This is a genomic window from Halomicronema hongdechloris C2206, from assembly GCF_002075285.3.
GTDB classification, from domain to species: Bacteria; Cyanobacteriota; Cyanobacteriia; order Phormidesmidales; family Phormidesmidaceae; genus Halomicronema_B; species Halomicronema_B hongdechloris.
The window spans coordinates 2,732,953-2,756,397 of the sequence record NZ_CP021983.2; the positions used below are offsets into that span (position 1 = coordinate 2,732,953).

A 23,445-nucleotide genomic window follows, 5' to 3' on the forward strand; every position below is an offset into this window, starting at 1 on the left:
TCACAGTAAATTGGCCTGCTCATAGAGCCGTCGTAGAATTGCCATCACCTTGGTGCCATAGTCCTTATCGAGATCCCAGCGTCCCCCCAATTGCCCCACCAACGGCGCTACTCCCCGCCGCACAAAGCGAAAGCGAGGGTCGACTAGCTCTTGCACCAGGGGTTCATTACTGCCATAGGCTTTCAGGTGCTGAATGTGGGCCCGCACCCCGATCTCCTCATAGGGGAAGCTCAAAGGTTCGCTGCTGCCACCGACATTACCGATGCCGCCAAAGTTGTTCTGCTGCCGAGTGAGTTCGCTATCAAATTGCAAAAATGAGGTCTCCAGGCACATCTGGGCAAAGGCCACATCGTAATTCACCCCTTCGATGGCGGCTTCTTCCCGATAGAGCTTGGGCAGCTTGGCCAAGGCAGCATCACTGAGAGATTTAGCGTTGTTACTCTCCAGGAACCGCATGAGCTGCAACTCGGTCGTGTTGCCATGGCCCATGATCCGATCGATTAAGCCCGGACAGACCTGCAGCGTCGCTTGGGATTTCAACAACACGGTGCGGGTCTTGCCATCCCAGCCCACGGAGATGTTGAAATCCCGCAGATCCACGGCCCTGATGTAGACCACATTGCGATAGCGCACCCGGCGGACATCGGGATGGCTAGCCAAATCCAGATCTAATTGATCGGCCAAATCAATGGGGATGTAGGAATTATTGTTGATGATGATGCCCTGCTCCCCGTAGAGACCACCATTGAGACTGATGTCAATGGCAGGAAATTGGCCCTCTACGCTGGGGGAGTTGGTGGTGACGGCCCGGCTCCAGGAGGCCAGTCCATCGGCTAGGCCCAGGGCCATCTCTTCGCGGCGATTTTGGATCAGGGCTAAATCTTCGGGGTTAGAGAGGAACCCCACTTCCATCTGTAAGGAAGGGCAGTTAATCCGACGGCAGAAGGCCAAGCTACCCGTGCCTGAGGCAGTATCGGGCTTCACCCCTCGACTGGAGAGCTGAGGTAAGCGCCGCAACAGGGCTAATAGCATCAACTCGGCATGGGTTTTACGGGTGTCGTTGTTGGCGATGTAGTAGACCGTGGCGCCCCTGGTTTCCGGATTACTAAAGGAACCGGCGTGAATTTCCAGGGCCACATCGCTGAGCCCGCAGCGAGCATTGATCCACTCCAGGGTCTGCTCAGCACTGAGATCATCCCCCACCACTGCCACGTCAAAGCCTCGCGATCGCAACTCCGGCACCACCTGATCCCGCAGCTTTTGCATCTCCGCGGCTTCTGTGGTGGTGGGGGTAAGAGAGCCTGGATCCCGTCGACCATTTTCATAACCACCGTGACCAGCTGATAGAAAAATCCGTGCCATAACCCGATCTCGTTGCCAGCGTACCCCTGATCTACGCCCAGATGAGATGGTTTCTTGCCAAGACCTGACTCACCTGGTGCTGAACCGAGGATATCTCCGCCAGAATACCGCAATTGCCCGCCGATGGAACTAGTCTGCCAGGGCAGAAGCAGGAATGATTATCTTAAATGTCAACCCTGCCATGTCGGTGAGCAGGGCTGAGTCGCGTCGCATCGGCCAGGGATGGTGGACCTCGATAAGACTACGCTTAATCGTGTAGCTCGGGGGGCTCACCCGAGGGGATCTCGTTCCCCTCGGACTCCCACGACCAGGGCGAACCGCCGCCCTGGACCCCGCGGAAGGGCTTGTCGATTAGTCGTTCAGGATCGCGTCGCATCGGCAGGGTAGCCGGTTTTCTGCATTGGGCGCGGTTGCCGCGCCCCTACCCTGTTCCCTTACCCTCTATCCGCTATCGGTCTACTTGCCCGCCCATCTACCGTTTCACAGGGAGCCAAACCATTCACTCAAAACTCAAAACTCAAAACTCAAAACTCAGCCCTGCAGGCAGGCTCCGCCTTTCTTGAATACCGCTAGGCCATACACCCCACTCCCCCAAAGCCCTTCGGGCAGGCTCCGCCTACACCCCATCACCCCCACCACCCCATCACCCTTTACTCACTCTTCACTCTGCTGCTACGCACGGCCACAGCCCTACACTCTTCACTCTTCACTCTCCACTCTCCCCTACCCCCCCACTTCCCCACCTATTCACCTCCCGCTCTCCGCCCTCCGTTCTCCGCCCTCCGTCCGCCCCATCCCCCATCCACTCGCCTAGCCGCCAATCCCTCTTCTGCCCCGCTCGGAAACGACGGCCAGATTTTCCCTGATTTTTTAGCGGCTTTGGGGCGATCGGAGGCGGCCTCTGAGCGCATGGAGAGCCCGATGCGCTTCAGCTCAGTATTCACCTCCAGCACCCGCACCGTGGACCACCTGGCCCACCTTGACAATGGCCTTGGGATCTTTGACGAAGTGGTCCGCCAGTTGGGAGATATGAACCAGGCCATCCTGATGGACGCCGATATCCACGAAGGCGCCGAAGTTAGCGACGTTGGTAACCACCCCTTCTAGGATCATGCCGGGGCTGAGGTCGGTGATCTCGTTGACTCCCTCGCGGAAGCGGGCGTAGGTGAAGTGATCGCGGGGGTCACGGGCCGGGCTTTTTCAGCTCTTCTACGATGTCTTGCAGGGTGGGCAGCCCGACGCTATCAGAGACATAGCGCTCTAGCGCTAGGGATTGCAACCGCCCCGTGGATTGCAATAGCTGCCCTAGAGGCAGTTGCAGGTCCTGTGCGATCGCATCTACCAGGCCATAGCGTTCCGGGTGCACCGCCGTGTTGTCTAGAGGTTGATCGCCATCGCGGATGCGCAGGAAACCTGCCGCCTGTTCGAAGGCCTTAGGACCCAATTGCTTCACCTGCAGCAACTGCTGCCGCTGCCGGAAGGGGCCATGGCGATTGCGGTGGGCCACGATGTTGTTGGCGATGGTGCCAGTGATGCCAGAGACATAGGTGAGCAGCTCCTTGGAAGCCTGATTCACATCCACCCCGACATAGTTGACGCAGCTCTCCACGGTGTCGTCTAACTTCTGCCGCAGTCGGGTCTGGTCCACATCGTGCTGGTACTGCCCCACGCCGATGGACTTGGGATCGATTTTCACTAGTTCTGCCAGGGGATCCTGCAGCCGCCGGGCAATGCTAATGGCCCCCCGCACGGTCACATCCAGGTCAGGAAACTCCTGCAGAGCAGCCTCACTGGCGGAGTAGACCGAGGCCCCGGCTTCATTCACCATCACCGTCACCGGGGCGGCATCCAACTGGGCGCAGACATCGGCCACGAAGCGCTGGGTCTCGCGGCTAGCGGTGCCGTTGCCGATGGCGATCAGTTCGATCCGGTGAGTCTGGATCAGCCGCTTCAGGGTGGTGGCCGCCCTGGTGGCGCTGGCCTGGGATTGGTGGGGAAAGATGGCCTCATAGGCCAGAAACTTGCCGATGCGGTCACCCGCCGCCAGCTTGCAGCCGGTGCGAAAGCCGGGGTCGACCCCCAGGGTAGGCTTCATGCCGGCCGGGGCCGCCAGCAGTAAATGCTTCAGGTTGGTCTCGAAGGTGGCGATGGACACCTCATCGGCCCCAGCCTTTTTATCCGCCATCACTTCCCGAGTAATGGCCGGTCGCAACAGCCGGTTGAAGGCATCCTGGATTAAGTCTCGGTAAAAGGCCCGCAGCTCAGGAACTGCAGTGGTAATGAGCTGAGACTCTAGCTGGGCCAGGAGCTGCTCCGTATCCACGGTCAGACTCAGCTTGAGAATCCCTTCCTTCTCTCCTCGCAGCAGGGCCAGGAGATTGTGGGAGGCAATGGCTGGCACCGGGCATTGGTAACGGCGGTACATCTCGTACTTGGTGGTGCCGGGGGGATGCGTTTTCTTGATGGTGGCCGTAAAGACTCCCTGCTGCAGAAAAATCCGCCGCACCTGGGCCCGCCGGGCGGCCTGCTCCGCCACCTGTTCCGCCAGAATGTCGGCGGCTCCCCGCAGGGCCTCCTCTGCAGAAGTCACTCCCTGGTCGGCGGCGACATAGGGCATTGCCTCCTGGGTCAAGGATGACACCGCCACGCCCGTGTGGTTCAGCTGCTGCAGCCGTTCTGCCAGAGGAGCTAACCCTTTTTCTCGGGCCACGGTAGCCCGGGTACGGCGCTTGGGCCCGATAGGGCAGGTAGAGATCTTCGAGTTCGGTCTTCTGCTGGCAGCCTTCGATTTGGGCCTGTAGCTCTGGGGTGAGGCCACCTTGAGCTGCGATCGCATCTAGAATACTGCGCTTCCGCTCCGCTAGCTCCTGTAAGTAGCGATGGCGCTCAGCAATTTGCCGCAGTTGCACCTCCGTCAGCTCCCCGGTCCGTTCCTTACGGTAGCGGGCGATGAACGGCACCGTGGCTCCCACCGCCAGAAGGGCCAGAGCTGCCTGGACTTGGGCGGGTTTCAGGTCGAGTTCAGCAGCAATCTGTTGATGAAAGGTACTCATCTGCAGGGTAGCGTCAGTCGGGTTAGGAGCCTACATTTCTACTTCAGTACATCTCTACTTCAGATCGAGGAGGCCCGTCTCCTTCAGCTTAGGATTAAACCGCAGCTCCATTTGCACCCCCCGCTGCTGCAATTTCTCAAGAATCTCAGCCTCTAACCGCCGGGCAATTTTCTTCAGATACTTTGTCTGGGCCAGGTCATCCAACCCCTTGTATTCCTCCCATTCGGCAGCACTCATGGTGCGTTTAGCATCGACGGGCTGGGTCCAGGCCTCAGCAGCGTCCCCATTCCCAGGCGGCAGGGCTCCATTTTCAGCAATCCAGGCGTTGCGAGTCTCCTCCAGCACCGTCCGACTAGGACGAGCAATGGTTTGCAGCTTAACCCAATGGCAGCCATCGGGCTGCCGCACCAGGTGCTGCTTCAAGCTCAAGTAGACATCCCGAGAATACCCCACGTACTGCAGGTCCTGGACGGCATCGAAGATGGCATAGATGCCCACTTGCCCCTGAAATTGCTCGGAAATCTGGCCATTTTCCAAATAAGGCCGAGCCTCGAGTTGAGTCAGGCTAGCCATGGACTGGGAAGAGGTCATAGGCACAACGCAGAAATCGACTCCCACCAATAAGACCAGGGTAAGTTCACCATAGGGGCATTAGGGGGCACTCTGGTCTCGCCATTCCTCCCCTACAGCATTGCCTGGCTGGGTAAGGTACAGCTTACCTCCTGAGATCGAGGGTGTCATGGTCATCCGCGTGCCTCACTAGCCTCAGAAACGCTGTGACCTAGTTTGCGATAGACCGCACAGAGCCGGCTAGGCTGAAAGATCTTGGCCTTGAACATAAACGGCGGCGGCACATTGATGATGATATAGTCTGGCGAATTGTGGTAAGGCTCAAACTCCGCTGGCATGCCCTTGGGAGTGTTTCGAGTATAGGGCAGCGGTTGAAATAATTTGGCCGTGAATTCCACGCACTCAGCCTGGGCCTGTTGGCACACCTGCTGCAGAAAGCTCGGTGCGCACAGCAACCCGAATAGAGTTTGCTGTGCCTCAAGCTCTAGAGAAAAACGGCTGTCGTAATTGTCGATAACTTTGAGTCGCACCATAACCAAAGGAGATTCCAGCAGCCCTAGGAGGGCATTGCCACCCTACTACTAAGGGCTGTTGCTGCTAGCCTATAGCGTGGCTGGGGGTGGAACCAAGAGCTCTGACGTTAAGAATCGTGTCTGGGCAACAGCAACCCCAAGCTAGGATCAGAGGCTTAAGGAGGAGATAATCTTTGCTGCCCCGAGCGACCTATGCAATCTGCCCGCGACTTAGTGAAGGTACTAGTAACCATCCTGCTTCTTGCCTTCATTGGCCTCAACCTATTTCGCCTGACCATCTTTTTCCTGCAAGCCCAGCACCTGATCTAAGCAAGGGACCGATTCAACACAGGCCCCTAGTGTGTCTAAGCTAAGGAGACGTCGCCATCCCCGCCAGCTTCTCTGCCATTACTTGTAGAGGATGGTCGATGGAATCAAATCATGCCCGCCACCGTACCCCACAACGGCATGGCAAAAGAGTCTGACTGCACCGTTACCGTACAAGCCGACGATAGTCAGGGTAAGAAGGCTCATCCGAAGCGGTTTCATGGCAGGGATTCCCACAAGGACTTACCTGCCAGCCATGGCTGGGGGCCACTGAAGCGATTAGGGATTCCCAGACAGTGGTCACGGTCGCCGATGGCAATGAATGGGAGGGGACGCTCCCCTCAGGATCGGCGCTATCAGCAGGAGAGGGATCAGCAGGGTTAGAGCAGGCCACCAGGGCAGTGGCCATGAAGCTAAGCCCCAGCAGGGCTGTACGAGCAAGACAACAGGTCATAGAGATTATCCATGGAGAAGAATCCCCGGTCCCCCTCCCTGGCTCCACCCAGCTTGGAACGGCAGGGTCTACGGGAAGGTGCCGACGGAACAAATTGGCAGCCCTAGGAGGATGCGGCTCTGAAAGGAGGGAGATCCCTTAGGACCCAGAGTACTTGAACGGTAACGATAGACATGTCGGCGGCTGGGGTGATCTCACCAGGGCGGTTCCATCTGAGCACCGTCGGTTTCGCCACAGCCATCCTCTCAGATCTAGACTCGGACAGGGAGCAACACGCAGCTTAATCGATTATGGACGAAACCCCAGGAATTGACTGGTCGTTTCACAAATGGATACAGCCGTACTCAAGGGCATGCCGCTCAGCACCCAGGCTCACCCTTGACCATCAGCCAGCAGAGGGGACTGGAGAAACGAGTATCCCGAATCACGCCAGTGTTATAGGTGTAGCTGTGTCCTTAATTTGATCAACTATGACGTCTTCCTTATCCCAGGCGCTGGATCAGTTTGCTCAGCAGTTAACCGTGCTACACCAGCAGAGTCGCCAGGCGAATCCGGATGGTCGCCACCTACAGGCACTGTTCCTGACGACTCAGCAGCAGTTTCAGGCGTTTCTGGCCCTAGTAGAACAGACAGAGTTAACTACGGCGGTGGAGGTGCCGTTGCGATCGCTGCAGACGGAGGTGAACCGTCATTTGCGGTTGTTGGGTATGGATGTGGCGTTCTTGCAGGCGGCCCGGCAGCCTCAGACGGTACAGCAGCGGCAGGCCCAAATGGGCGATCGCATCCGGACGCTGGAGCAATTTTGTCAGGGGTTACAGCAGACCCTAGCCCAGGAAAAGCCGTAATTGGGCTAGAAACAGAGCAGCTCAATGGTTTAATGGTTAAGAATAACTGGCGAGGAGCAACGGCTTGTATCAATGTCCCAAAGAGGGTCAGGTTGACCTGGTTGCAGGCCCCCTCTCTACAGACTTGAAAGCTTACTGCTGTGAGAGTTGTGGTGGAGCCTGGATTGCTAAAGATACCTATCGCACCTGGCAGCAACAACAGCCAGCTTCGATTCCAACCTTGCCCGAGCGATTACCCACGGCCCAAGACGTTCAGTTTCAACCGGCCCCCTTTGATAGTCGGGCGGCCCTGTGCCCGGCCTGTCGTCACTATATGGTGCGAGGCCGGGTGAATTTGCAGGATGGAATGTTTTTTGTAGAGCGGTGCCCCAACTGCGAGGGATCTGGTGCGATCGCGGCGAGTGGGACGTATTACAACGGCTGGGGCTGGACACCCATATTGAGGATATTTTTTCTGGGGATTGGCAAGCCCAAATGCGGGCCTTAGAGCAAGCTGATCGAGAGCGTCAGGCCCTGCGGGAGAAAATGGGGCCAGAGTTAGCTGCTCAGATCTTTGAGTTGGCTGATCGGCTGGAGCAACATCCCAACGGGGATTTTGGCGTGGCCTATTTGATGCGACGCTTTGAGGAGTGAGCCTTGGTGTTTGAACTCAGCCATGTGCGGGTGGCCTATCCTGGTCAAGAGCGCTGGGCCGTTGATGGCGTCTCATTGACCTTGGCTGCCGGAGAGAAGCTGGGGTTGGTAGGGGAGTCGGGCTGCGGTAAGAGCACGTTGGGACGGGCCGCCTTGCGACTGCTGCCCCCCCAGAGCCAGGTGCAAGGAGAGGTCTGGTTCAATGGCGAGGCCGTGCTGGAATTTACGCCCCAGCGGTTGCGGCAGTTTCGGGGGGAGGCCATTGCCCTGGTATTTCAAGACCCGATGACACGGCTGGATCCGCTGATTGACCATTGGGGATCACTGCTTGGAGACCCTGCGGGCCCATCGTGCCAATCTATCCGGCGCGGCGGCCAAACAACGGGCGCTTCAGGTGTTGGAGGCGGTTAGCATCCCGGCCAGCCGTTGGAGCCAGTATCCCCATGAATTCAGTGGCGGCATGCGGCAACGGGTGGCCATTGCCCTGGCGTTGTTGTTAGAGCCTAGGGCTGATTGTGGCCGATGAGCCGACAACCAGCCTGGATGTCACAGTGGCGGCACAGATCTTGCAGGAACTCACCCGATTGTGCCAGGAATTTTCGACGGCCCTGATGCTAATTTCCCATGATCTATCACTGGTGGCGGAGTATTGCGATCGCATCGCGGTCATGTACGACGGCCAGCTGGTGGAAATGGGGCAGGCTCAGCAGGTGTTGTACCAGCCCCAGCATGACTACAGCCGCACCCTGGTAGAATCGGCTCTGCATTTGCAACGGGCGCCGGGCAATGCCGCCTCAGAGACCGACCGGGATCCCCTATTACAGGTACACGATCTGACCCAGCACTACACCCTGGAGCAAACTCTGCTGGCCCGTTGTCTAGGTGGGCAGCACAACCAGGTGATCAAGGCAGTAGATGGCGTTTCTTTTGACCTTTATCCGGGGGAAATTCTGGGACTGGTGGGGGAGTCGGGTTGTGGTAAAAGCACCCTATGCCGCAGTATTCTGCAATTGGTGCGGCCCACGGCAGGACGGGTGGACTTCCGGGGCCAAGATCTGAGTCAGCTATCGACCGCGGAGCTGTTGCCCCAGCGGCGACATTTGCAGATGATTTTTCAGGATCCCCGTGCCTGCTTGAATCCGATGATGACGGTGGGTCGGGGAATCATCGATCCCCTTTTGATTCATGGGCTAGCCAGTGCTCAGGAGGCGGCAGCCCATGGCCGCGCCATGCTAGAGCGGGTGGGCCTGATCCCCACCCAGGACTATGTCCACCGCTATCCGGGTGATCTCTCCGGGGGCCAACAACAGCGGGTAGCCATCGCCCGGGCCTTGATTACCCGCCCCAAATTGCTCATCTGCGATGAACCCGTGAGCATGCTGGATGCCACTGTGCAGGCCCAGGTGCTACAGCTGATGCTGGAGTTGAAGCAGGAGTTTGACCTGACCTATTTGTTTATTACCCATGACCTCTGGGTGGCTAAGTTTTTGTGCGATCGCATCGCCGTCATGCAGGCCGGCAAACTCGTAGAAATTGGCCCCACCCAGCAAATCTTCAATCAGCCCCAGCATCCCTACACCCAGACCCTGTTACAGGCTGCTCCCTTGCTGGCCAAGGTCGCCTAGAGAACTATCTAGAGAACTATGCGGATGGCGAGACTCGAACTCGCAAGGCTATCGCCACACGCCCCTCAAGCGTGCGTGTCTACCAATTCCACCACATCCGCATGCCACATCCGCCGCGCAGTATATCCCTATCGCTACCTGAGATAGGCACCAGTCATAGCGTATCGATTTCTAACAATAGATCATAATCGCCCCTTTGCCACGGAAAATTTTTCTGGACGGCGCCGCCACCGCCCCGGCAGGGCTAAGGAGTAGCCCCGTGGTAGGATGAGCTACCGTCATCCATGGTAGAGTCCCGGCGTCTTCCCCTGGAACAGCCTTTCTGCTTTGCCCTGCGACCGGCGTTTCATAGGGACGGTTCCCCAGTGGTGCTGTGGGCTACCAATCTGTATCAAAGGACCCGATTCGATCTGATGCGCTTTTCCAAGATATTGATCGCCAATCGCGGGGAAATCGCTCTTCGCATTCTCAGAACCTGTGAAGAGATGGGCATTGCTACCGTGGCGGTGCACTCTACTGTCGATCGCCATGCGCTGCATGTACAGCTGGCCGATGAAGCCGTCTGCATTGGAGAATCTCCCAGCAGCAAGAGTTATCTAAATATCCCCAACATCATTGCGGCAGCCTTTACCCGCAATGCCAGCGCCATCCATCCCGGCTATGGGTTCTTGGCGGAGAACGCACGCTTTGCTGAAATTTGCGCTGACCACAAGATCACCTTTATCGGCCCGACGCCAGAGGTAATGCGGGCCATGGGGGATAAGTCTACCGCTAAGGAAACCATGCAGCAGGTGGATGTGCCTATCGTGCCCGGCAGTGAGGGGCTGCTGACGGATGAGCGCGAGGCCTTTGCGATCGCAAACTCCATTGGTTATCCCGTCATGATCAAAGCTACCGCCGGTGGCGGTGGCCGTGGCATGCGTCTGGTGCAAGATGACAGCACCCTCAGCAAGCTTTTCTTGGCCGCCCAAGGGGAAGCAGAGGCCGCCTTTGGCGATCCTGGCGTCTATCTAGAAAAATTTATCGAACGCCCCCGCCACATAGAATTTCAAATTCTAGCCGACAGCTATGGCAACGTCGTCCATTTGGGAGAACGGGATTGTTCCATTCAGCGGCGGCACCAAAAACTCCTGGAAGAATCCCCCAGTCCCGCCCTCACCCCGGAACTCCGCCAGCGCATGGGGAATGCCGCCGTGCGGGCGGCCCAGGCCATTAACTACGTAGGGGCCGGCACCATTGAATTCCTGCTGGATGCTAAAGGGGATTTTTACTTCATGGAAATGAACACCCGGATCCAGGTGGAACACCCCGTCACTGAAATGGTCACAGGCCTCGACCTGATTGCCGAGCAGATTCGCGTGGCTCAAGGAGAGCCCCTATCCTTCACCCAGAAAGAAGTCACCCTGCGCGGCCATGCCATCGAGTGCCGCATCAATGCCGAAGATCCCGACCATAATTTCCGCCCCCATCCCGGTCGCATCAATGGTTATTTACCCCCCGGAGGATTGGGGGTGCGAGTGGATTCCCACGTGTACACCGACTATGAAATTCCCCCCTACTACGATTCCTTAGTGGGTAAGTTAATCGTCTGGGGACCCGACCGACCCACTGCCATCAGGCGGGCTAAACGAGCCCTGCGGGAATTTGCCATCACCGGCTTACCCACCACCATCGGGTTTCACCAGCAGGTGCTAGAGCAACCCGACTTTATTCGCGGCGATGTCTATACCAACTTCGTCAACCAGATGCTGGAATCCTAGCGCAGGCAGCCGGCTGAGAGTTATCCCACCAGGCGTAACAATCCTTGCTGCCCGACCAGTAACTCCCGCAGTAGGGTGACGATCCCTACCCAGATGATCGGCGAGATATCGACGCCACCAATGGGAGGGACAACCTTGCGGACCGGAATTAAGAAAGGTTCCGTTGGCCAGGCCACCAGATTGTAGGGGAACCGATTCAAGTCCACTTGGGGATACCAGGTCAGGACGATCCGGAAAATAAATAACAGAGTCATCAGACCCAACAGAGGACCAAGCATCCAACTGGCAACAGTGGCTGGGCTCATGGGATCTCCCTATCCTTAACAGTTCTACATGATCTACTCTCATCATACCCCCGCCCCCCCGATGTCTTGGTAACTCGTTGTCATAGTCATTCCTGAGGCCAGTTAGGGAATTAGGGCGGATCAGGGATGCCTGTCGGTAGCATCAACTCCTGGGCCCAGGCAAAATCCCCAGAATTTCAGAATTTCTCTAGACTGGAGTCCTCGTCGACCGATGTTCAAGATCTGGCTCAGACTGTTCAAATGTCCTTTAAGTCAGTAAAATAAGTTGCAATTGTTTTTGTTAAGAGTACTCCTTTAAGATCATGACACCTTCTCTTGCTAACTTCCTGTGGAGCCTGTTTTGGGGAACCATCATTTTAGTGGTTCCCATCACTGCTGCTCTTGTCTTCATCAGTCAGCGGGATAAAATTCAGCGCTCTTGAGGAATGGCCCTGCCGCTATTCACTCAAATCTGTTAGGGTTGGGGGACGCATCCAGGATGCGCCCCTCTTTGTGTTTACTCTGTTGTTTACTCTGTATCGACGCGATTTGAAGGTCTCTCAAGACCAGCGTTAGAATTTAGGCGCTAGCTAGAGTAGTAGGTCTGCAATGGTCAATATTGGCTTCTCCTTTGCCAGCTTGATGGGCATTGTCCTGGCGGTATCTGGGGCTGGGCTATATTTTTTGCGGTCGTTTCGGCCCAATCTAGCCCGTGACCATGATGTTTTCTTTGCCGCCGTTGCCCTAGGAGCCGGGGGAATTCTCTTCTTCAACGGCTGGCGACTGGATCCAATCTTGCAGTTTGGCCAGTTGTTAATGGTGGGCTCGGCCATTTTCTTTGCTGTAGAGAGCATTCGGATGCGGGGACTGGCTACGGAGCAAGCCAAGCGGCGGACTCCAGTTGTTGACGATGAGCGACCCGTCAGCCGCGTCTATCGGGCGGAGCTAGATGACTGGGAGCAGGTGAACGAGCGTGTCAATACTCGCCGGATTCGTGGCTCTCGCGACGACATGGAGGATGATTACGAAGAGGACTATCGGCGCCGGCCAGCGCCGAGTAGTCGTAGCTCAGTCAGTCGGCTTAACCCCAGCAGCGACCGGATTCGCCGCCGCCGCCCTCGCCCCGATGGCCGGATTAGCGATGCTCGCAGCGAGTCCATGGGCAACGATGTCCCTCCTTCTCGCTGGGATGATGAGCCCCCCTCTCGCCGCCCCCGTCGCCCCGATGGCCCTCGTCCAAGCCGCTCAGAAGATGTCTATGGCCGCTCGGAAGACGCCTATGGTCGCCCTCCTAAAGCTGGACGCACCTATCGGCCAGAGCGCTCCGGAGATGGAGCCTCTGATTATGTGGACTATCGACCGGTTGACTATTCCGATGAAGACATAGATCGGCCGGCTGACTACGGCTATTGATCCTAATTTTTCTCTCGTTATCCAACTCCTCAGCCTATTGCACTCCTAATATAGGCTTTATTGCCATTTAGCAAGGACACTGGGACAACGTTTGCCACTCTAATTTACAGCGTAGGCACTACACCCTCTTCCAAGGACGCCGCCTCAAAGCGCGTTTCAACGCCATTAACTGACTCAGCCACCAACGGGCCGGAGGGCCAAAGAACGCAAAGATATCGCCATACGCTTTGCGAGCATCTCGATGATGTTGCCAGTGGCGTTCTGGAGTAGTGATGCCGCATACCCGGCAGATCTGCTGGATAGCGGGGGGGGTTTGGTAGTCAAGAGCAAACTGATGTCGCCAGATGACATGTAACTCCGCTACTGCTAACCCTAGCAGCACTCCTACAGGAGATAGAGACCACAACCAAGGAATGAACATCAAATAGGGGAATGCTCCCAGGAATCCATCAATCAAGGCAATGGGGCGGCGATGATGGATAGCATAACGGATGAAGCTGCGGTTGGGACTGTGGTGAACAATGGCATGAAATTTGCCAAAGACATGGCCCGGCACATGATAGCCAAAGGTACCGACGAAATCTCCCAGCAACAATAGTAAAAACGCAGTTAGGACAATGCTAACCATAGGTAGAATAACCTATTCCTCACACCTCGCCGCCACCATAACAGGCACATGTTAAAAATGATTTAATGTTTGGTTTAGGCTGGGTGATTATCGGCGGTTGCCCTACGCTTTATCGCGTTTAGCAGTCCGTTACAGGTATGACAGCATGGCGACCTTGGCCCTCGTTTTAACGACTGCATCCGCTGTGAATTCTGCCCTGCCGACAGACTCAGGTGAGTTCACTGGGTTAGTTAGCACGCTGATTATCTTGCTGTTGGTCGCAACAGCTGTGGCCTTGGTCACCCGTCAACTGCGCATTCCTTATGTGGTACGTGTCATCGATCGACCGCTGCCCCTGCGTTGGCAGCACGTTTTGATTATGGGAAATGTCAAGGGGTCCCTGGCGATGGCCCTGGCGGTTAGCCTGCCGTTGAGCAAAACCGCCGCGCATCCTACGAATGAAAGCGGAGCGTCATAACTCCAGGACTTAGCGTCATGAGCTGAGCATTCACGAGAGAAACAGGCGTGATTCCAGCCCCATAGGGACACGCTACTTGCTTGTCTGTCCGCCGCTCTCCGGCCTAATTTCCGTCCTAATTTAGGATCTTTTTAGATGGAGACCGTGGGGATGTCCCAACGTTAAGCGGTAATATAACTGTGTAAGATTTTGAGTTGAATCTATGACTTCGCTGGAACTCTCTGCTCAGTTTCAGCCGAATCTGCGGGTCGGCTTGGGGCGAGTTCTCATTGTTGAAGACGAAGCGCTGATTCGTGACACCGTAGGATTGGCCCTAGCTGAAGAAGGCTTTGAGATTTTAATTGCGGAGGATGGGCTTACAGCTCTTGATATGCTCGGGGGTAGTGCCAATGGCTCGCGAGCAGCTGTTCCAGAGATTAACCTGGTTATCCTAGACTTGATGCTACCGGGTATGAATGGGCTTGATCTGTGTCGCTTGGTACGGCACCAGGGTTTGGATATCCCCATTTTGATTCTTAGTGCTAAGGGCACTGAGACAGATCGGGTGGTGGGGCTTGAGATTGGTGCCGATGACTATTTAACTAAGCCCTTTGGCATGCGGGAGCTCATCGCCCGTTGTCGAGCCCTGTTGCGGCGACACCAAGGGAGCTGCCATCAAGAATCGGAGCCGGTGCTACGCTTTCAGGAAATTGCCCTGCACCCGAGGGAATGCCGTGTCTTCATCGGTCGCCAGGAAGTGAATCTGTCGCCGAAAGAGTTTCGCATCCTAGAACTGTTCATGAGCCAACCTCGCCGAGTTTGGTCTCGAGATCAAATCATCGATCAGGTTTGGGGCCATGACTTCATGGGCGATAACAAGACGGTGGATGTGCATATCCGCTGGATTCGCGAGAAGTTAGAAGCAGACCCTAGCAATCCACAGTACCTGAAGACAGTGCGGGGATTTGGTTATCGGCTGGGCTAGGCGACTTTAAAGCTGCCCAGCATAGGTGGGATGGAATAATCGATCTGCCCCGCTGGCTCTGGGGCCGCACCTGGGGAAAAGCCACGACTGGGTTGACTGTGGAGAACCGTCTAGGATCAGACGTGATTCTAGAACTACGCCGCCGTGGTCATCCCGTCTATGCTTTTAGTGTGATGCCGATCAGGGTAGAGGTAAACATCTGTCACGGCGATGGCAACTCAGCATCACGGCCAGGGAACGATGAAATCACGACCTTGGCAGGATGGATATCACCCCCCATTGTTGTTGCCAACGTCATGATGTATTCATGCACCCAAGGAGCTTCCCCATGACCCCCCAACAAGTTCAAGGCCTCTGGCTCTGCCTCACCCTTTCTTTCTCGTTCGCATTGCTAGTACCAGCCCTCTGGTGGATGTTGCCGGATCGACGAGCGACCATGTGATTCCCTGCTAGCGTCATCGACTCTCTCACCCTCGTCCTGGCCATTGGCCGGGATTTTTTTGCGCCTATATAGCGTTGGCCAGTCAGGCCATTTGGCGCTGGATCAGCCCCCTTCACTCACCACCGTGTGCATCTGCATGGGCATGGCCCGGATATCCTCGGCCAGCCCCGCCTTCTCAGCGGCGTCCCAGGCTGCTTCCAGGGAAATTAGAGCGCCCCCGGCAGGTTTTCAAAGATGGACCGGCGCTGAGGCGACTGGTCTGTAACACCACGCCCAATTGACGTCGTACGCCACCCCCAGGGCAATCAGGGCTAGGGGGTGGGCTGTAGTAGACGAGCAATCCCAGATTTAACAGGGAAAAGATCCCGGCAAAGAGGCCTTGCAGGGCGGAGCCACTGAGTTTGCGACGGATGGCGGTGATGCTGGAAACGCGGGAGTTGAGGTCGCCGCTGGCAAACTGACGATAGAAGGCCATGCGCAGGGTCAGCAATCGGTCCCAGACGGCGGCTTGCAGCGCCATGTCGGAACCGGTCTCCACCCGTAGGGTGGCAATGGCCTGGCTCAAGCGAAAGCTGGCCCCCCCCTAGAGCCGCCGCTAATAGGCCAAGCCTAGCTGCACTAGCAGGGTGCGATCGCCGTAGGGCACCACGGTATCGACTAGCACGGCAGTCGCCTGGGGCACCACCATGCCGATTAGGGTGGCGGCAACCCCAGTTAGCCCAATCATCAGCCAGTCCCGACTCTGACCGCGGCAGGCAAATGTCAGTAGCGAGAGGGCATTCGAGTCATCCCCTGGCAAGGGACGATAGAAGACAAAGGCGGTCGGATCGAGGGTTTGAGCTAGGGCTGCCGTCACTAGCTGGCGCTGGGGCAGCGACGCTGTTCGCTGTCCCAGGGATCGAATAATTCGTAGCGGTTGCCCGGACTGGTAGTAGGGCTACGGGATGATGGTCATCCTGGGTGTAGGCCACCAGGGGCCACTGTCTTGGCGCCACCCACTGGCCCGCAGCAATACTCGTCGCAGTCGCAACTGAGAGGCCGGGCATGGCGTCTAGGGGGTCTTTGGTGCGAGTGGTGTTTTCTGAGGGGGCCGGCGGTGAATGGCCACTCCCAGGGCCTTGCCCACTGCTCCCGCCGCCGCCAATAGGGGAGATTCGATGTCCTGAGACAGGTCATCCGGGTCCAGTACTCCGGTCAGGGTTCGTACGACGGTTTCGGTGACAGACTGGTTGAGGCGCTGCCGCTGCTGGAATCGTTTCAGGCTCAGGCGTTGGTCACGGGTCTGGATCAGCGCCAAGGTACTGAAGACATAGCGATGGAGTTGGGCTAGCCCCCGAATTAGAATTTTGCGATGCCTGACTTCGGTGGTAGGGCGAATGAAGAATTCTAGGTGATCCTGGGCCTGCAGAAACATGCCATCCCCCAAGGGAAAACAGCCTAGCTCTGCCGTCAGAGGAAAGGCGGGGTTGCCCATCCAGGAGGCTATGCCCTGTTGCATCCGCACCCAGGCTACCTCTCCGGTGGCAGCACGGCACACCTGGCCAGAGGTGAGGGAGATGTAGTGAATGTCGGGAACGATGCCACTCTGGGCCGGTTTAGCCAGGCCATCGATTTGACCGAGATGGTGAATCCAGGGATCGATCAGCTGCCTCAGGGGGTCGGTTGGACAGCCGGTTTCGTCGGTTTCCTGCAGGGGAAAAGATGCGATCGCAACCGGTTCTAATGCCACTGCGAGCAACCCCAATCCAGTGGTTTCACAGACCCTGGCCCCAAACAACGCCTCTGCTGGCCCTACCGTAAACAGAAACCGCCGTTCTCCCACTGGCTCTTCCTGGGCCATAGGCACCGCGAAGATGGCCATCCGACCAGACTGCATGCCAGCCAGTGGCGGGATCCGTCAACAGCAGTGGTTGATTGGCAGTAATGATACGGGGATAGGACTGGGCGATCGGGGTGAGAGTCATGGGCCTTCCTCGCGGCGAATCAAGCGTCCATAGTGGCCGTCCTGCTGCCAGAGGCTCTGATGGGTGCCGCGCTGCACCACCCGAGCTGCCATTGATGACCCGCCAGCCCCCGACCACCAGCAAGGCCAGGTTGGTCAGGGTGGAGAGCAGCGGCGGTAGAATGCCCAACACTTGATTGGTCAGGCCCAGACCTTGCTGAACATTGATGGATTTGGTGTAGTAGCCGGCCCAGCGGCCGAAAAAGTCGGATTCCAGGCCGGAGGCCTTCAGGGTTTCCATATTTTGCAACCCTGCGATCGCAACCCCAGCAGCCTTGCCAGCGTCCTGGGCCAACCGCAAGTTGGCATCCACCCGGTGGCGAGCGATCCACTGCAGCAGCACTACATTGATCCCAGCGAAGCCGACCACGATGGCCGTCAGCACACTGGCCGCCGTCACCCCGCCCCGAGAGACCCCACAGGCTTGGCGCAGCTCGGCTAAGGGCACGGTTTACCGTAGTAACCCAGGATGATGGCCAAGGCCGCCGCCCCACATTCCACCGCTTCCATCTGCAAGATGGTAGGGGTCTTGACCCGGCTAGAGCGGTGCTTCGTCTGGGGCTTTTTTTGTTTACTGCTCTAACATTTGCAAGCGATAGAGGCTGGCGTAGAGCCCTTCCTGGCGCAGCAACTCTTCGTGGCTACCCGTTTCAATCAATTGCCCCTGCTTCAGCACCAAGATGCGATCGACATGGCGAATGGTAGATAGGCGGTGGGCGATGATAATGGCGGTACGGCCCACGAGCAACTGCTCTAGGGCTGATTGGATCAGGGCTTCGGTGCCCACATCTAGGTTGGCTGTTGCCTCATCCAAAATCAAAATGCCAGGATCGCGAATGGCGGCGCGGGCAAAGGCCAGCAGTTGTTTTTGGCCCCCAGAGAGGTTGGTGCCCCGCTCTCGCAGCACCGTATCGTACCCCTGGGGCAGCCGTTCGATGAACTGGGCCACGTTGGTTTTCTCGGCCGCTGCTTTCACCTGGTCTAAGGAATAGTCTTCTCCTAGGGTGATATTGCTTTTAATGTCGCCAGCGAAGAGGAAGCCATCCTGCAGAATCACCGCCATGCGGCGACGCAGGTCGCTCTGGGGTAGATGGCGAATATTGATGCCATCTAGCAGGATTTGACCTCGGGTGACATCGTAGAGGCGGCAAAGGAGTCGAATGATCGAACTTTTGCCGGCGCCGGTAGGCCCCACCAGGGCGACTTTCTCCCCAGGCCGAATGGTGAAGTGCAGATCTTGCAGCACATACTCCTCGGGCTTATAGCTGAACCAAACATGGTCAAAGCAAATTTCCGCCGGCGGTGGGGACGTCTGTGGAGGCGGCGATGCCGAGGGCAGAGAGGCTTGGCTATGAGGGTCTGGGTCGCGAATTTCCACCGGCACCATAAACAGGTCAGTGATGCGTTCGATGGCAGTAAAGCCGGCCTGAATGGCCGTGAACTTGTCGGCAAACTGACGGAGAGGGTCGAATAGGCGCTGAGCAAACAGAATAAAGGAGGCCAGGGTACCAAAGGTAAGGGTGTCTTGCATGACCAGTAAGCCGCCTAACCACAGCACCCCACCAATAGCCACCAGAGAAATCCACTCCAGGGTAGAGGAGACGGCAGAGTCGTGGAAGATGGTCTTATCGACGGCTCGGATGTAACTCTGGTTGGTGCGGCGAAACAGTTCGGCATTGAAGCGTTCCCGCCGAAACAGCTGCACCACATCAATGCCAGCAATATTTTCCTGCAGGGTGGCATTGAGTTCGGAGAGTTTTTCCCGAGCCTTGTAGTTGGCTTTGCGATACTGCTGTTGAAAGTAGATGATCAGCCAGGCCACGGGCAGCAACATGGCGATCAGCATGAGCCCGAGTTGCCACTGCAGCATCAGCATGGCCACGGCCAGCACCAGCAGGGAAAAGATATCGCTGATAATGCCTACTGCCCCGGTGGAGAACACATCACCTAGGGCGTCGACGTCGCTAGTGAGGCGAGTAATCAGCTTGCCGACGGGGCTGCGGTCGAAGAAGCGCACGGCCAGGGAGGTGACATGGGTGAAGAGGTCATTGCGGATGTGGGCAGTGATGTGCTGTCCTACCCGCTGCACCGTGTAGCTCTGCCAGCCGTCTAGGGCCAGGCGCACGGCCACTGTGCCCAGCAACAAGCCGACGACTAGATTTAGGCCCCCCTGGAGGGTGCGCCCTTCCAGAAACCAAGCTACGGGTTCCTGGCGAATCAGAGAGATGGCTTGGCCAATCAGGATCGGCTGCAGGGCATTGGCTACCGACAGGGGAATCAGTAGCAGTAGGGGCAACAGCATTTGTCGCCGCCGTTGGTAGATGTAGGGCCACAGCCGCAAAAATAGCCGCCAATCACTGTTGGGGCGGCTTTGGTCAAACGACTGGGGCAAGGGGGCAGCGGAAGACATAACGGGGAGCAGACGAGGGTCGTGTCGCATGGCGGCATGAAAGGCCTAGGCGTGACGCTAAGCTACTGGGGCTGCTGCCCAGGCAGCGGTCAAACTGTGCCAAGCACTACATACTGTAACGCATTCGCAGCAATGCCTCAGGATACGGGAACAAGTGCCAGTGTTTGGACTTCCTAGAAACCGGTGGGCAACAGAGAAGCTAGCAGTATAGGCCCAGTGCATTGAGCCCTTTGGCAGCGCGATGGTCCGCCAAAGACGGCAGGGCTGAATGGCCAACATTCCAGATAGGGCTGCAGCTCCGAGCTTGAGCGCCGTCAGGTGGCGGCAAGAGATTGTCAATCAGGGTTAAGGTTTGTAAAAGGAGACAAATTTTAGATTTTCTTCGCGATCCCGAGGCGGTTTTCTACAGCACTTTCCCCAGAATCCACCGAGTTTTCCACAGGAGAGCACCCAATATTGAGGGGTTAAGGAAAGTCTGTGGAAATCGCTAATCCACAGGCAGTGGCGGGATCGCTAAAGTACGATTGTAGCTCAGGTTACTTTCGGGATCGCTCAACAACCGATTCCGTCGTGACCGGATTTTCCCAGCCGGGGGGGGCTCCGCTGCGGCTAGATTGACAGCCGCTAGGGGGAGTAGGGCACAATGATGCGACCAGCGAAAGAGAGTATCTGACAAGGTATAGCTTCGGCTCCGAGAAATGCCTAATTAGGGGGATGGAGGGTTTGCATCTGCCGTAGTCTGCTCTGTTCCTTGTCAAATGCGCTCTGTCAGCGCCCCACCTTGGCCAGGATTTCCCTCTGTGGAGATCAGGTTTGCCAGTGATGGTGGGTGTGCTGCTTTCGCCTGCCGACTGATGGTCTGCTCAGGAATCCTTTAGGAGGAATTGGTCCATGGAAGAAACGATGACACCTCGCCTCAGCCTACATGCAGAAATTCCCGAGGATCTCTACGATGCGCTTCAAAACTACCTGGAAACGCGTCCCCACTGGAATCAACATCGGGTCTTCTGCGCCGCCCTATCTCTATTTCTGATGCAAAATGGCACCTGCGATCGCAAGATCAATCGCTTTTATCTAGATTCCCTATTCGACTATGTTGCTTAGGCCAACCGTAGCGTTTGCCAGTCAGCTGGGGACATGGCTACTCGTTTAACTGCCGCTTCTAGGAGGCTGATTGGCCCGTAATCGCCTCAAACTTGGTGGCGGAGATCCCTGCGACATCAACACTCAAGGCCCTCCCCAGTGATCAGGGAGAGCCTCTATCATCAATGGCTTCGCCTTCCTACTAGAGGAGAGGTAAGGGGAAGGCTGATGCCACCGAATTACTTGAACTTAGAGGCGATGTTGTCGAAGGTAGTCTGAACATCATTCATCACCGACTTGAGCCCGGCTTGGGCTTCCTGGAGGGCCTCGCCGCTAGCAGTTTTAAGGTCTTCTAGTTTTTGCTGGGCCTGCTGACGCTGCTCCTGCAGGGTCTGCATTTGCTGTTCGTACTGCAGTTTAGTGTCGGCAGTGGTTTGATCGGCCTTGGCCTTGAGCTCGCTAATTTGAGCGTCCCACTTTTCTAGTTGGGCTTCGGCTTGCTTTTGGAGTGATTCTTTCGTAGACATGGGGATAATCCTATACTAAACGAACGGAGTGACAACGGCGGCTACCCTTGCCATTACTGAAGTCATGTATTCCTCTGGTCCTCAGAATCTATTGGAACCAGTTGCGGATAGATTGGAAAAATCCGCCCGATGACTCTTCTAGTTGATCAGCGGCTTGCTTCATTTGATCAGTGGTTTTTTCGACAGCTTCCTCAGCCCTTTCGGTGGTGTCTTCTATCACGTCTTCAGCCTTCTGGTCGGCTTTCTGAGCCTGCTCCCGGATTTGCTCCTGAACTTGCTGGGAGCGATCCGTCAGCTCCTCCTGGGCCGCCTGGGCCGCTGCTTCGGTGTTCGCTTTCACCTCGCTGGCGGTTTCTTTGGCCGTGTCTTGGGCCTGCTCAGTGGCCTGCTCCAGGCCAGATTTGGCCTGCTCGGCTTGTTCTTGCAGCTGTTTGCCCACCTCTTGAGCAGTAACCTTGCCGGTTTCAATCTGCTGCCCTACTGTGTCTGCCGTATCCTCGGCCCCAGCCTTGACCGAGTCTGTGATCTCAGCGGCGGTCTCCTCCACCTGCTCCTTGACCTCGGCGGTGGCCTCGGCCAGTTGCTCCTGACCTTGGGGCTGAGCCGTGTCATCTACTGCCACCGCAGGGGTTGACTCTACCATCGCCGCCGCTCCGGCGGCGGCCCAGGCCGCTGTCGGTAAGACTAAGCTGGCCAATAGACTTGCGATCGCAAGCGAGAGACCCAGGATCTGCCAGGCCCCTAACCAAGCCCGACGTGGTCGCATAACGCGCATAAACTTATCTCCTTGCCAGATATGACACATGAGGCATGGCTCGATCCTATAGACAATGGCAAGGGTTGCAATCAGTCTCTGGGCTGACTTCATTTCACCTACGTGCTGCAGACTACAACCGACCATGCCCTCACCCCCCAATAGGTGTACTGCCAATACCGGTGACAGGACTCAGAGTTGTCTGCAGCTCAGCCAAGATGTCACTTGGGGCTCGCCGTGTCCCCGTCGTTGTCTGGGCGTTAGCTCTAACATTTACTGTAGGTGTTTTCCTCCAGTAATCTAATGGCCTAATCACCCTTATTCCTAGCGCCCGTGAAGATTGCCTTTATCATTGACCCCATTGACCGCCTCGATCCGGGGCACGATACTAGCGTTGCCCTGATGGAAGCGGCCCAGGCTCGAGGAGATCAGGTTTGGATTACCGAAGCCAGCCACCTCAGCGTCGTGCAAAGTCAGGCCCTGGCCCTGATGCGGCCGCTGAGCCTGACGCCAGTGGAGTTGGGCCAGGACCGTTGGGTGGCCGTCGAAGACTGGTATCGACTGGGAGAGCCAGTGCTCAGCCCCCTAGAAGAGATGGATGCCGTTTTCATGCGCACCGATCCACCGGTGACCATTCCCTACCTCTACACCACTTACATTCTTGACTATGTCGATCCGAGCAAGACTCGGGTGATCAATGCTCCCAGGGGATTGCGAGCTGCCAATGAGAAGATGTATGCCCTGCAGTTCACCGAGGCCATCCCCGACACCATCGTCAGCCGGGAGAAACCGGTGATTCGAGAGGCGGTGGAACGGTGGGGGGCAGCGGTGCTGAAGCCTCTCGATGGCAAGGCCGGAGAAGGCATTCTGTTTTTAGAAACGTGCGATCGCAACTTTAACTCCATAGTCGAAGTCAGCACTCGCCAGGGGCGATTACCGGTGATGGTGCAACAGTTTCTGCCGGCAGCCAAAGCAGGCGACAAACGCATTATCTTGTTAGATGGCATCCCCATTGGCGCCGTGAACCGGATTCCCTCCGGCAGTGAATTTCGCGGCAATATGGCCGTAGGCGGTCGGGTGGCTGCCGCCGACATCACCGAGCGAGAGGGCCAAATCTGCGACCAACTGGCCCCAATCCTGCGCCGGGATGGCCTCGTTTTCGTGGGCATCGACGTGATCGGCGGCTATCTCACCGAAGTGAATGTCACCAGCCCCACCGGCGTGCGAGAAATCGACCGACTGAACCAGACCCGGTTAGGAGAGCAAGTACTCGACTGGATCGCCACCACAGGCCAGGCCGCTTGAGTCAAGAGTATAGATCGGTGATATTCCCGTTTCCT

20 protein-coding genes, 1 tRNA gene and 4 pseudogenes are annotated in these 23,445 nt (G+C 57.0%); 10 read left to right on the top strand and 15 right to left on the bottom strand.

Annotated elements, in window-relative coordinates; translation table 11 throughout:
- The 5 genes and pseudogenes from tftA to XM38_RS12350 all read right to left on the bottom strand — a co-directional run bounded on the left by tftA (position 1) and on the right by XM38_RS12350 (position 6,278).
- Positions 1 to 1,362 carry a hormogonium tapered terminus morphoprotein TftA gene (gene tftA, locus XM38_RS12330; RefSeq protein WP_080814331.1) on the bottom strand — a complete coding sequence of 454 codons (1,362 nt, stop codon included), beginning with the start codon at positions 1,360 to 1,362 and terminating at the stop codon, positions 1 to 3.
- A gap of 743 nt (positions 1,363 to 2,105) precedes the next feature.
- Positions 2,106 to 4,415, bottom strand: a pseudogene (locus XM38_RS12335) (Tex family protein).
- Between the two features lie 54 nt (positions 4,416 to 4,469).
- Positions 4,470 to 5,006 carry a GIY-YIG nuclease family protein gene (locus XM38_RS12340; RefSeq protein ID WP_088430002.1) on the bottom strand — a complete coding sequence of 179 codons (537 nt, stop codon included), beginning with the start codon at positions 5,004 to 5,006 and terminating at the stop codon, positions 4,470 to 4,472.
- A gap of 152 nt (positions 5,007 to 5,158) precedes the next feature.
- A complete protein-coding gene (locus XM38_RS12345; protein WP_202978884.1) occupies positions 5,159 to 5,518 on the bottom strand; it encodes a hypothetical protein in 360 nt (119 codons plus the stop codon).
- Positions 5,519 to 5,990: 472 nt separating this feature from the next.
- Positions 5,991 to 6,278, bottom strand: coding sequence for a hypothetical protein (locus XM38_RS12350; protein WP_080813898.1), 288 nt, complete (start codon positions 6,276 to 6,278; stop codon positions 5,991 to 5,993).
- 470 nt (positions 6,279 to 6,748) lie between these two features.
- Here XM38_RS12350 and patD point away from each other — a divergent pair, with 470 nt between their 5' ends.
- From patD to XM38_RS12365, 3 genes and pseudogenes are all read left to right on the top strand, one after another.
- On the top strand, positions 6,749 to 7,123 hold the full coding sequence (gene patD, locus XM38_RS12355) for a heterocyst frequency control protein PatD (RefSeq protein WP_080813899.1): 375 nt from the start codon (positions 6,749 to 6,751) through the stop codon (positions 7,121 to 7,123).
- Positions 7,124 to 7,486: 363 nt separating this feature from the next.
- Entirely contained in the window at positions 7,487 to 7,756 is a 270-nt protein-coding gene (locus tag XM38_RS27005; protein ID WP_225889303.1) for a hypothetical protein, read from the top strand.
- Between the two features lie 6 nt (positions 7,757 to 7,762).
- A pseudogene (locus XM38_RS12365) lies at positions 7,763 to 9,381 on the top strand (dipeptide ABC transporter ATP-binding protein).
- A 19-nt stretch (positions 9,382 to 9,400) separates the two neighbouring features.
- On the opposite strand, the gene XM38_RS12370 reads toward XM38_RS12365, so the two are convergent.
- Positions 9,401 to 9,482 (bottom strand) — tRNA-Leu (locus XM38_RS12370).
- A 312-nt stretch (positions 9,483 to 9,794) separates the two neighbouring features.
- Between XM38_RS12370 and accC the strand changes: the two genes are divergently transcribed.
- Positions 9,795 to 11,141, top strand: coding sequence for an acetyl-CoA carboxylase biotin carboxylase subunit (gene accC / locus XM38_RS12375; protein WP_080813917.1), 1,347 nt, complete (start codon positions 9,795 to 9,797; stop codon positions 11,139 to 11,141).
- A 20-nt stretch (positions 11,142 to 11,161) separates the two neighbouring features.
- On the opposite strand, the gene XM38_RS12380 is transcribed toward accC, so the two are convergent.
- Positions 11,162 to 11,446 carry a YggT family protein gene (locus tag XM38_RS12380; RefSeq protein WP_088430006.1) on the bottom strand — a complete coding sequence of 95 codons (285 nt, stop codon included), beginning with the start codon at positions 11,444 to 11,446 and terminating at the stop codon, positions 11,162 to 11,164.
- Between the two features lie 302 nt (positions 11,447 to 11,748).
- Here XM38_RS12380 and psbX point away from each other — a divergent pair, with 302 nt between their 5' ends.
- Positions 11,749 to 11,868, top strand: coding sequence for a photosystem II reaction center X protein (gene psbX, locus XM38_RS12385; RefSeq protein WP_080813902.1), 120 nt, complete (start codon positions 11,749 to 11,751; stop codon positions 11,866 to 11,868).
- Positions 11,869 to 12,034: 166 nt separating this feature from the next.
- A complete protein-coding gene (locus XM38_RS12390) occupies positions 12,035 to 12,838 on the top strand; it encodes a Ycf66 family protein (RefSeq protein WP_080813904.1) in 804 nt (267 codons plus the stop codon).
- A 118-nt stretch (positions 12,839 to 12,956) separates the two neighbouring features.
- Here XM38_RS12390 and XM38_RS12395 read toward each other — a convergent pair whose 3' ends face one another.
- On the bottom strand, positions 12,957 to 13,466 hold the full coding sequence (locus tag XM38_RS12395) for a sterol desaturase family protein (RefSeq protein ID WP_080813906.1): 510 nt from the start codon (positions 13,464 to 13,466) through the stop codon (positions 12,957 to 12,959).
- Between the two features lie 145 nt (positions 13,467 to 13,611).
- Between XM38_RS12395 and XM38_RS12400 the strand changes: the two are divergent.
- Together XM38_RS12400 and XM38_RS12405 are read left to right on the top strand one after the other, a co-directional pair.
- Positions 13,612 to 13,881 (top strand): annotated as a pseudogene (locus XM38_RS12400) (cation:proton antiporter); the annotation flags it as partial.
- Between the two features lie 244 nt (positions 13,882 to 14,125).
- Entirely contained in the window at positions 14,126 to 14,887 is a 762-nt protein-coding gene (locus XM38_RS12405; RefSeq protein ID WP_080813910.1) for a response regulator transcription factor, read from the top strand.
- Between the two features lie 617 nt (positions 14,888 to 15,504).
- On the opposite strand, the gene XM38_RS12410 is transcribed toward XM38_RS12405, so the two are convergent.
- From XM38_RS12410 to XM38_RS12435, 5 genes and pseudogenes are all read right to left on the bottom strand, one after another.
- Positions 15,505 to 15,894: a hypothetical protein gene (locus XM38_RS12410; protein ID WP_088430008.1), complete on the bottom strand. Its 390-nt coding sequence runs from the start codon at positions 15,892 to 15,894 to the stop codon at positions 15,505 to 15,507.
- A 30-nt stretch (positions 15,895 to 15,924) separates the two neighbouring features.
- Entirely contained in the window at positions 15,925 to 16,185 is a 261-nt protein-coding gene (locus XM38_RS12415) for a hypothetical protein (RefSeq protein ID WP_088430010.1), read from the bottom strand.
- A 195-nt stretch (positions 16,186 to 16,380) separates the two neighbouring features.
- Positions 16,381 to 17,190: a hypothetical protein gene (locus tag XM38_RS12420; protein WP_187329392.1), complete on the bottom strand. Its 810-nt coding sequence runs from the start codon at positions 17,188 to 17,190 to the stop codon at positions 16,381 to 16,383.
- Between the two features lie 190 nt (positions 17,191 to 17,380).
- Positions 17,381 to 17,868 (bottom strand): annotated as a pseudogene (locus XM38_RS28935) (cysteine peptidase family C39 domain-containing protein); the annotation flags it as partial.
- A gap of 34 nt (positions 17,869 to 17,902) precedes the next feature.
- Positions 17,903 to 19,741, bottom strand: a complete 1,839-nt coding sequence (locus tag XM38_RS12435) for an ABC transporter ATP-binding protein (protein ID WP_088430014.1) — start codon at positions 19,739 to 19,741, stop codon at positions 17,903 to 17,905.
- A gap of 891 nt (positions 19,742 to 20,632) precedes the next feature.
- On the opposite strand from XM38_RS12435, the gene XM38_RS12440 reads away from it, so the two are divergent.
- Positions 20,633 to 20,845 carry a DUF2811 domain-containing protein gene (locus XM38_RS12440; RefSeq protein ID WP_256995601.1) on the top strand — a complete coding sequence of 71 codons (213 nt, stop codon included), beginning with the start codon at positions 20,633 to 20,635 and terminating at the stop codon, positions 20,843 to 20,845.
- Between the two features lie 218 nt (positions 20,846 to 21,063).
- Here XM38_RS12440 and XM38_RS12445 read toward each other — a convergent pair whose 3' ends face one another.
- A complete protein-coding gene (locus tag XM38_RS12445; RefSeq protein ID WP_080811572.1) occupies positions 21,064 to 21,351 on the bottom strand; it encodes a sll1863 family stress response protein in 288 nt (95 codons plus the stop codon).
- A gap of 88 nt (positions 21,352 to 21,439) precedes the next feature.
- Positions 21,440 to 22,126, bottom strand: coding sequence for a hypothetical protein (locus tag XM38_RS12450; RefSeq protein WP_137455096.1), 687 nt, complete (start codon positions 22,124 to 22,126; stop codon positions 21,440 to 21,442).
- A gap of 312 nt (positions 22,127 to 22,438) precedes the next feature.
- Here XM38_RS12450 and gshB point away from each other — a divergent pair, with 312 nt between their 5' ends.
- Positions 22,439 to 23,410 carry a glutathione synthase gene (gene gshB / locus XM38_RS12455; RefSeq protein ID WP_080811568.1) on the top strand — a complete coding sequence of 324 codons (972 nt, stop codon included), beginning with the start codon at positions 22,439 to 22,441 and terminating at the stop codon, positions 23,408 to 23,410.
- The last annotated feature ends 35 nt before the right edge of the window (positions 23,411 to 23,445 follow it).

What these genes read in the sequence shown, in the direction of transcription:
- accC (WP_080813917.1), top strand. Translation starts at nt 9,795, where the DNA reads ATGCGCTTTTCCAAGATATTGATCGCCAATCGCGGGGAAATCGCTCTT.
- patD (WP_080813899.1), top strand. Translation starts at nt 6,749, where the DNA reads ATGACGTCTTCCTTATCCCAGGCGCTGGATCAGTTTGCTCAGCAGTTA.
- XM38_RS12395 (WP_080813906.1), bottom strand. Translation starts at nt 13,466, where the DNA reads ATGGTTAGCATTGTCCTAACTGCGTTTTTACTATTGTTGCTGGGAGAT.
- XM38_RS12440 (WP_256995601.1), top strand. Translation starts at nt 20,633, where the DNA reads ATGGAAGAAACGATGACACCTCGCCTCAGCCTACATGCAGAAATTCCC.
- XM38_RS12390 (WP_080813904.1), top strand. Translation starts at nt 12,035, where the DNA reads ATGGTCAATATTGGCTTCTCCTTTGCCAGCTTGATGGGCATTGTCCTG.
- XM38_RS12345 (WP_202978884.1), bottom strand. Translation starts at nt 5,518, where the DNA reads ATGGTGCGACTCAAAGTTATCGACAATTACGACAGCCGTTTTTCTCTA.
- tftA (WP_080814331.1), bottom strand. Translation starts at nt 1,362, where the DNA reads ATGGCACGGATTTTTCTATCAGCTGGTCACGGTGGTTATGAAAATGGT.
- XM38_RS12405 (WP_080813910.1), top strand. Translation starts at nt 14,126, where the DNA reads ATGACTTCGCTGGAACTCTCTGCTCAGTTTCAGCCGAATCTGCGGGTC.
- XM38_RS12340 (WP_088430002.1), bottom strand. Translation starts at nt 5,006, where the DNA reads ATGACCTCTTCCCAGTCCATGGCTAGCCTGACTCAACTCGAGGCTCGG.
- psbX (WP_080813902.1), top strand. Translation starts at nt 11,749, where the DNA reads ATGACACCTTCTCTTGCTAACTTCCTGTGGAGCCTGTTTTGGGGAACC.
- XM38_RS12350 (WP_080813898.1), bottom strand. Translation starts at nt 6,278, where the DNA reads ATGACCTGTTGTCTTGCTCGTACAGCCCTGCTGGGGCTTAGCTTCATG.
- XM38_RS12435 (WP_088430014.1), bottom strand. Translation starts at nt 19,741, where the DNA reads ATGTCTTCCGCTGCCCCCTTGCCCCAGTCGTTTGACCAAAGCCGCCCC.
- XM38_RS12445 (WP_080811572.1), bottom strand. Translation starts at nt 21,351, where the DNA reads ATGTCTACGAAAGAATCACTCCAAAAGCAAGCCGAAGCCCAACTAGAA.
- XM38_RS12450 (WP_137455096.1), bottom strand. Translation starts at nt 22,126, where the DNA reads ATGCGCGTTATGCGACCACGTCGGGCTTGGTTAGGGGCCTGGCAGATC.
- XM38_RS12380 (WP_088430006.1), bottom strand. Translation starts at nt 11,446, where the DNA reads ATGAGCCCAGCCACTGTTGCCAGTTGGATGCTTGGTCCTCTGTTGGGT.
- XM38_RS12420 (WP_187329392.1), bottom strand. Translation starts at nt 17,190, where the DNA reads ATGGCCATCTTCGCGGTGCCTATGGCCCAGGAAGAGCCAGTGGGAGAA.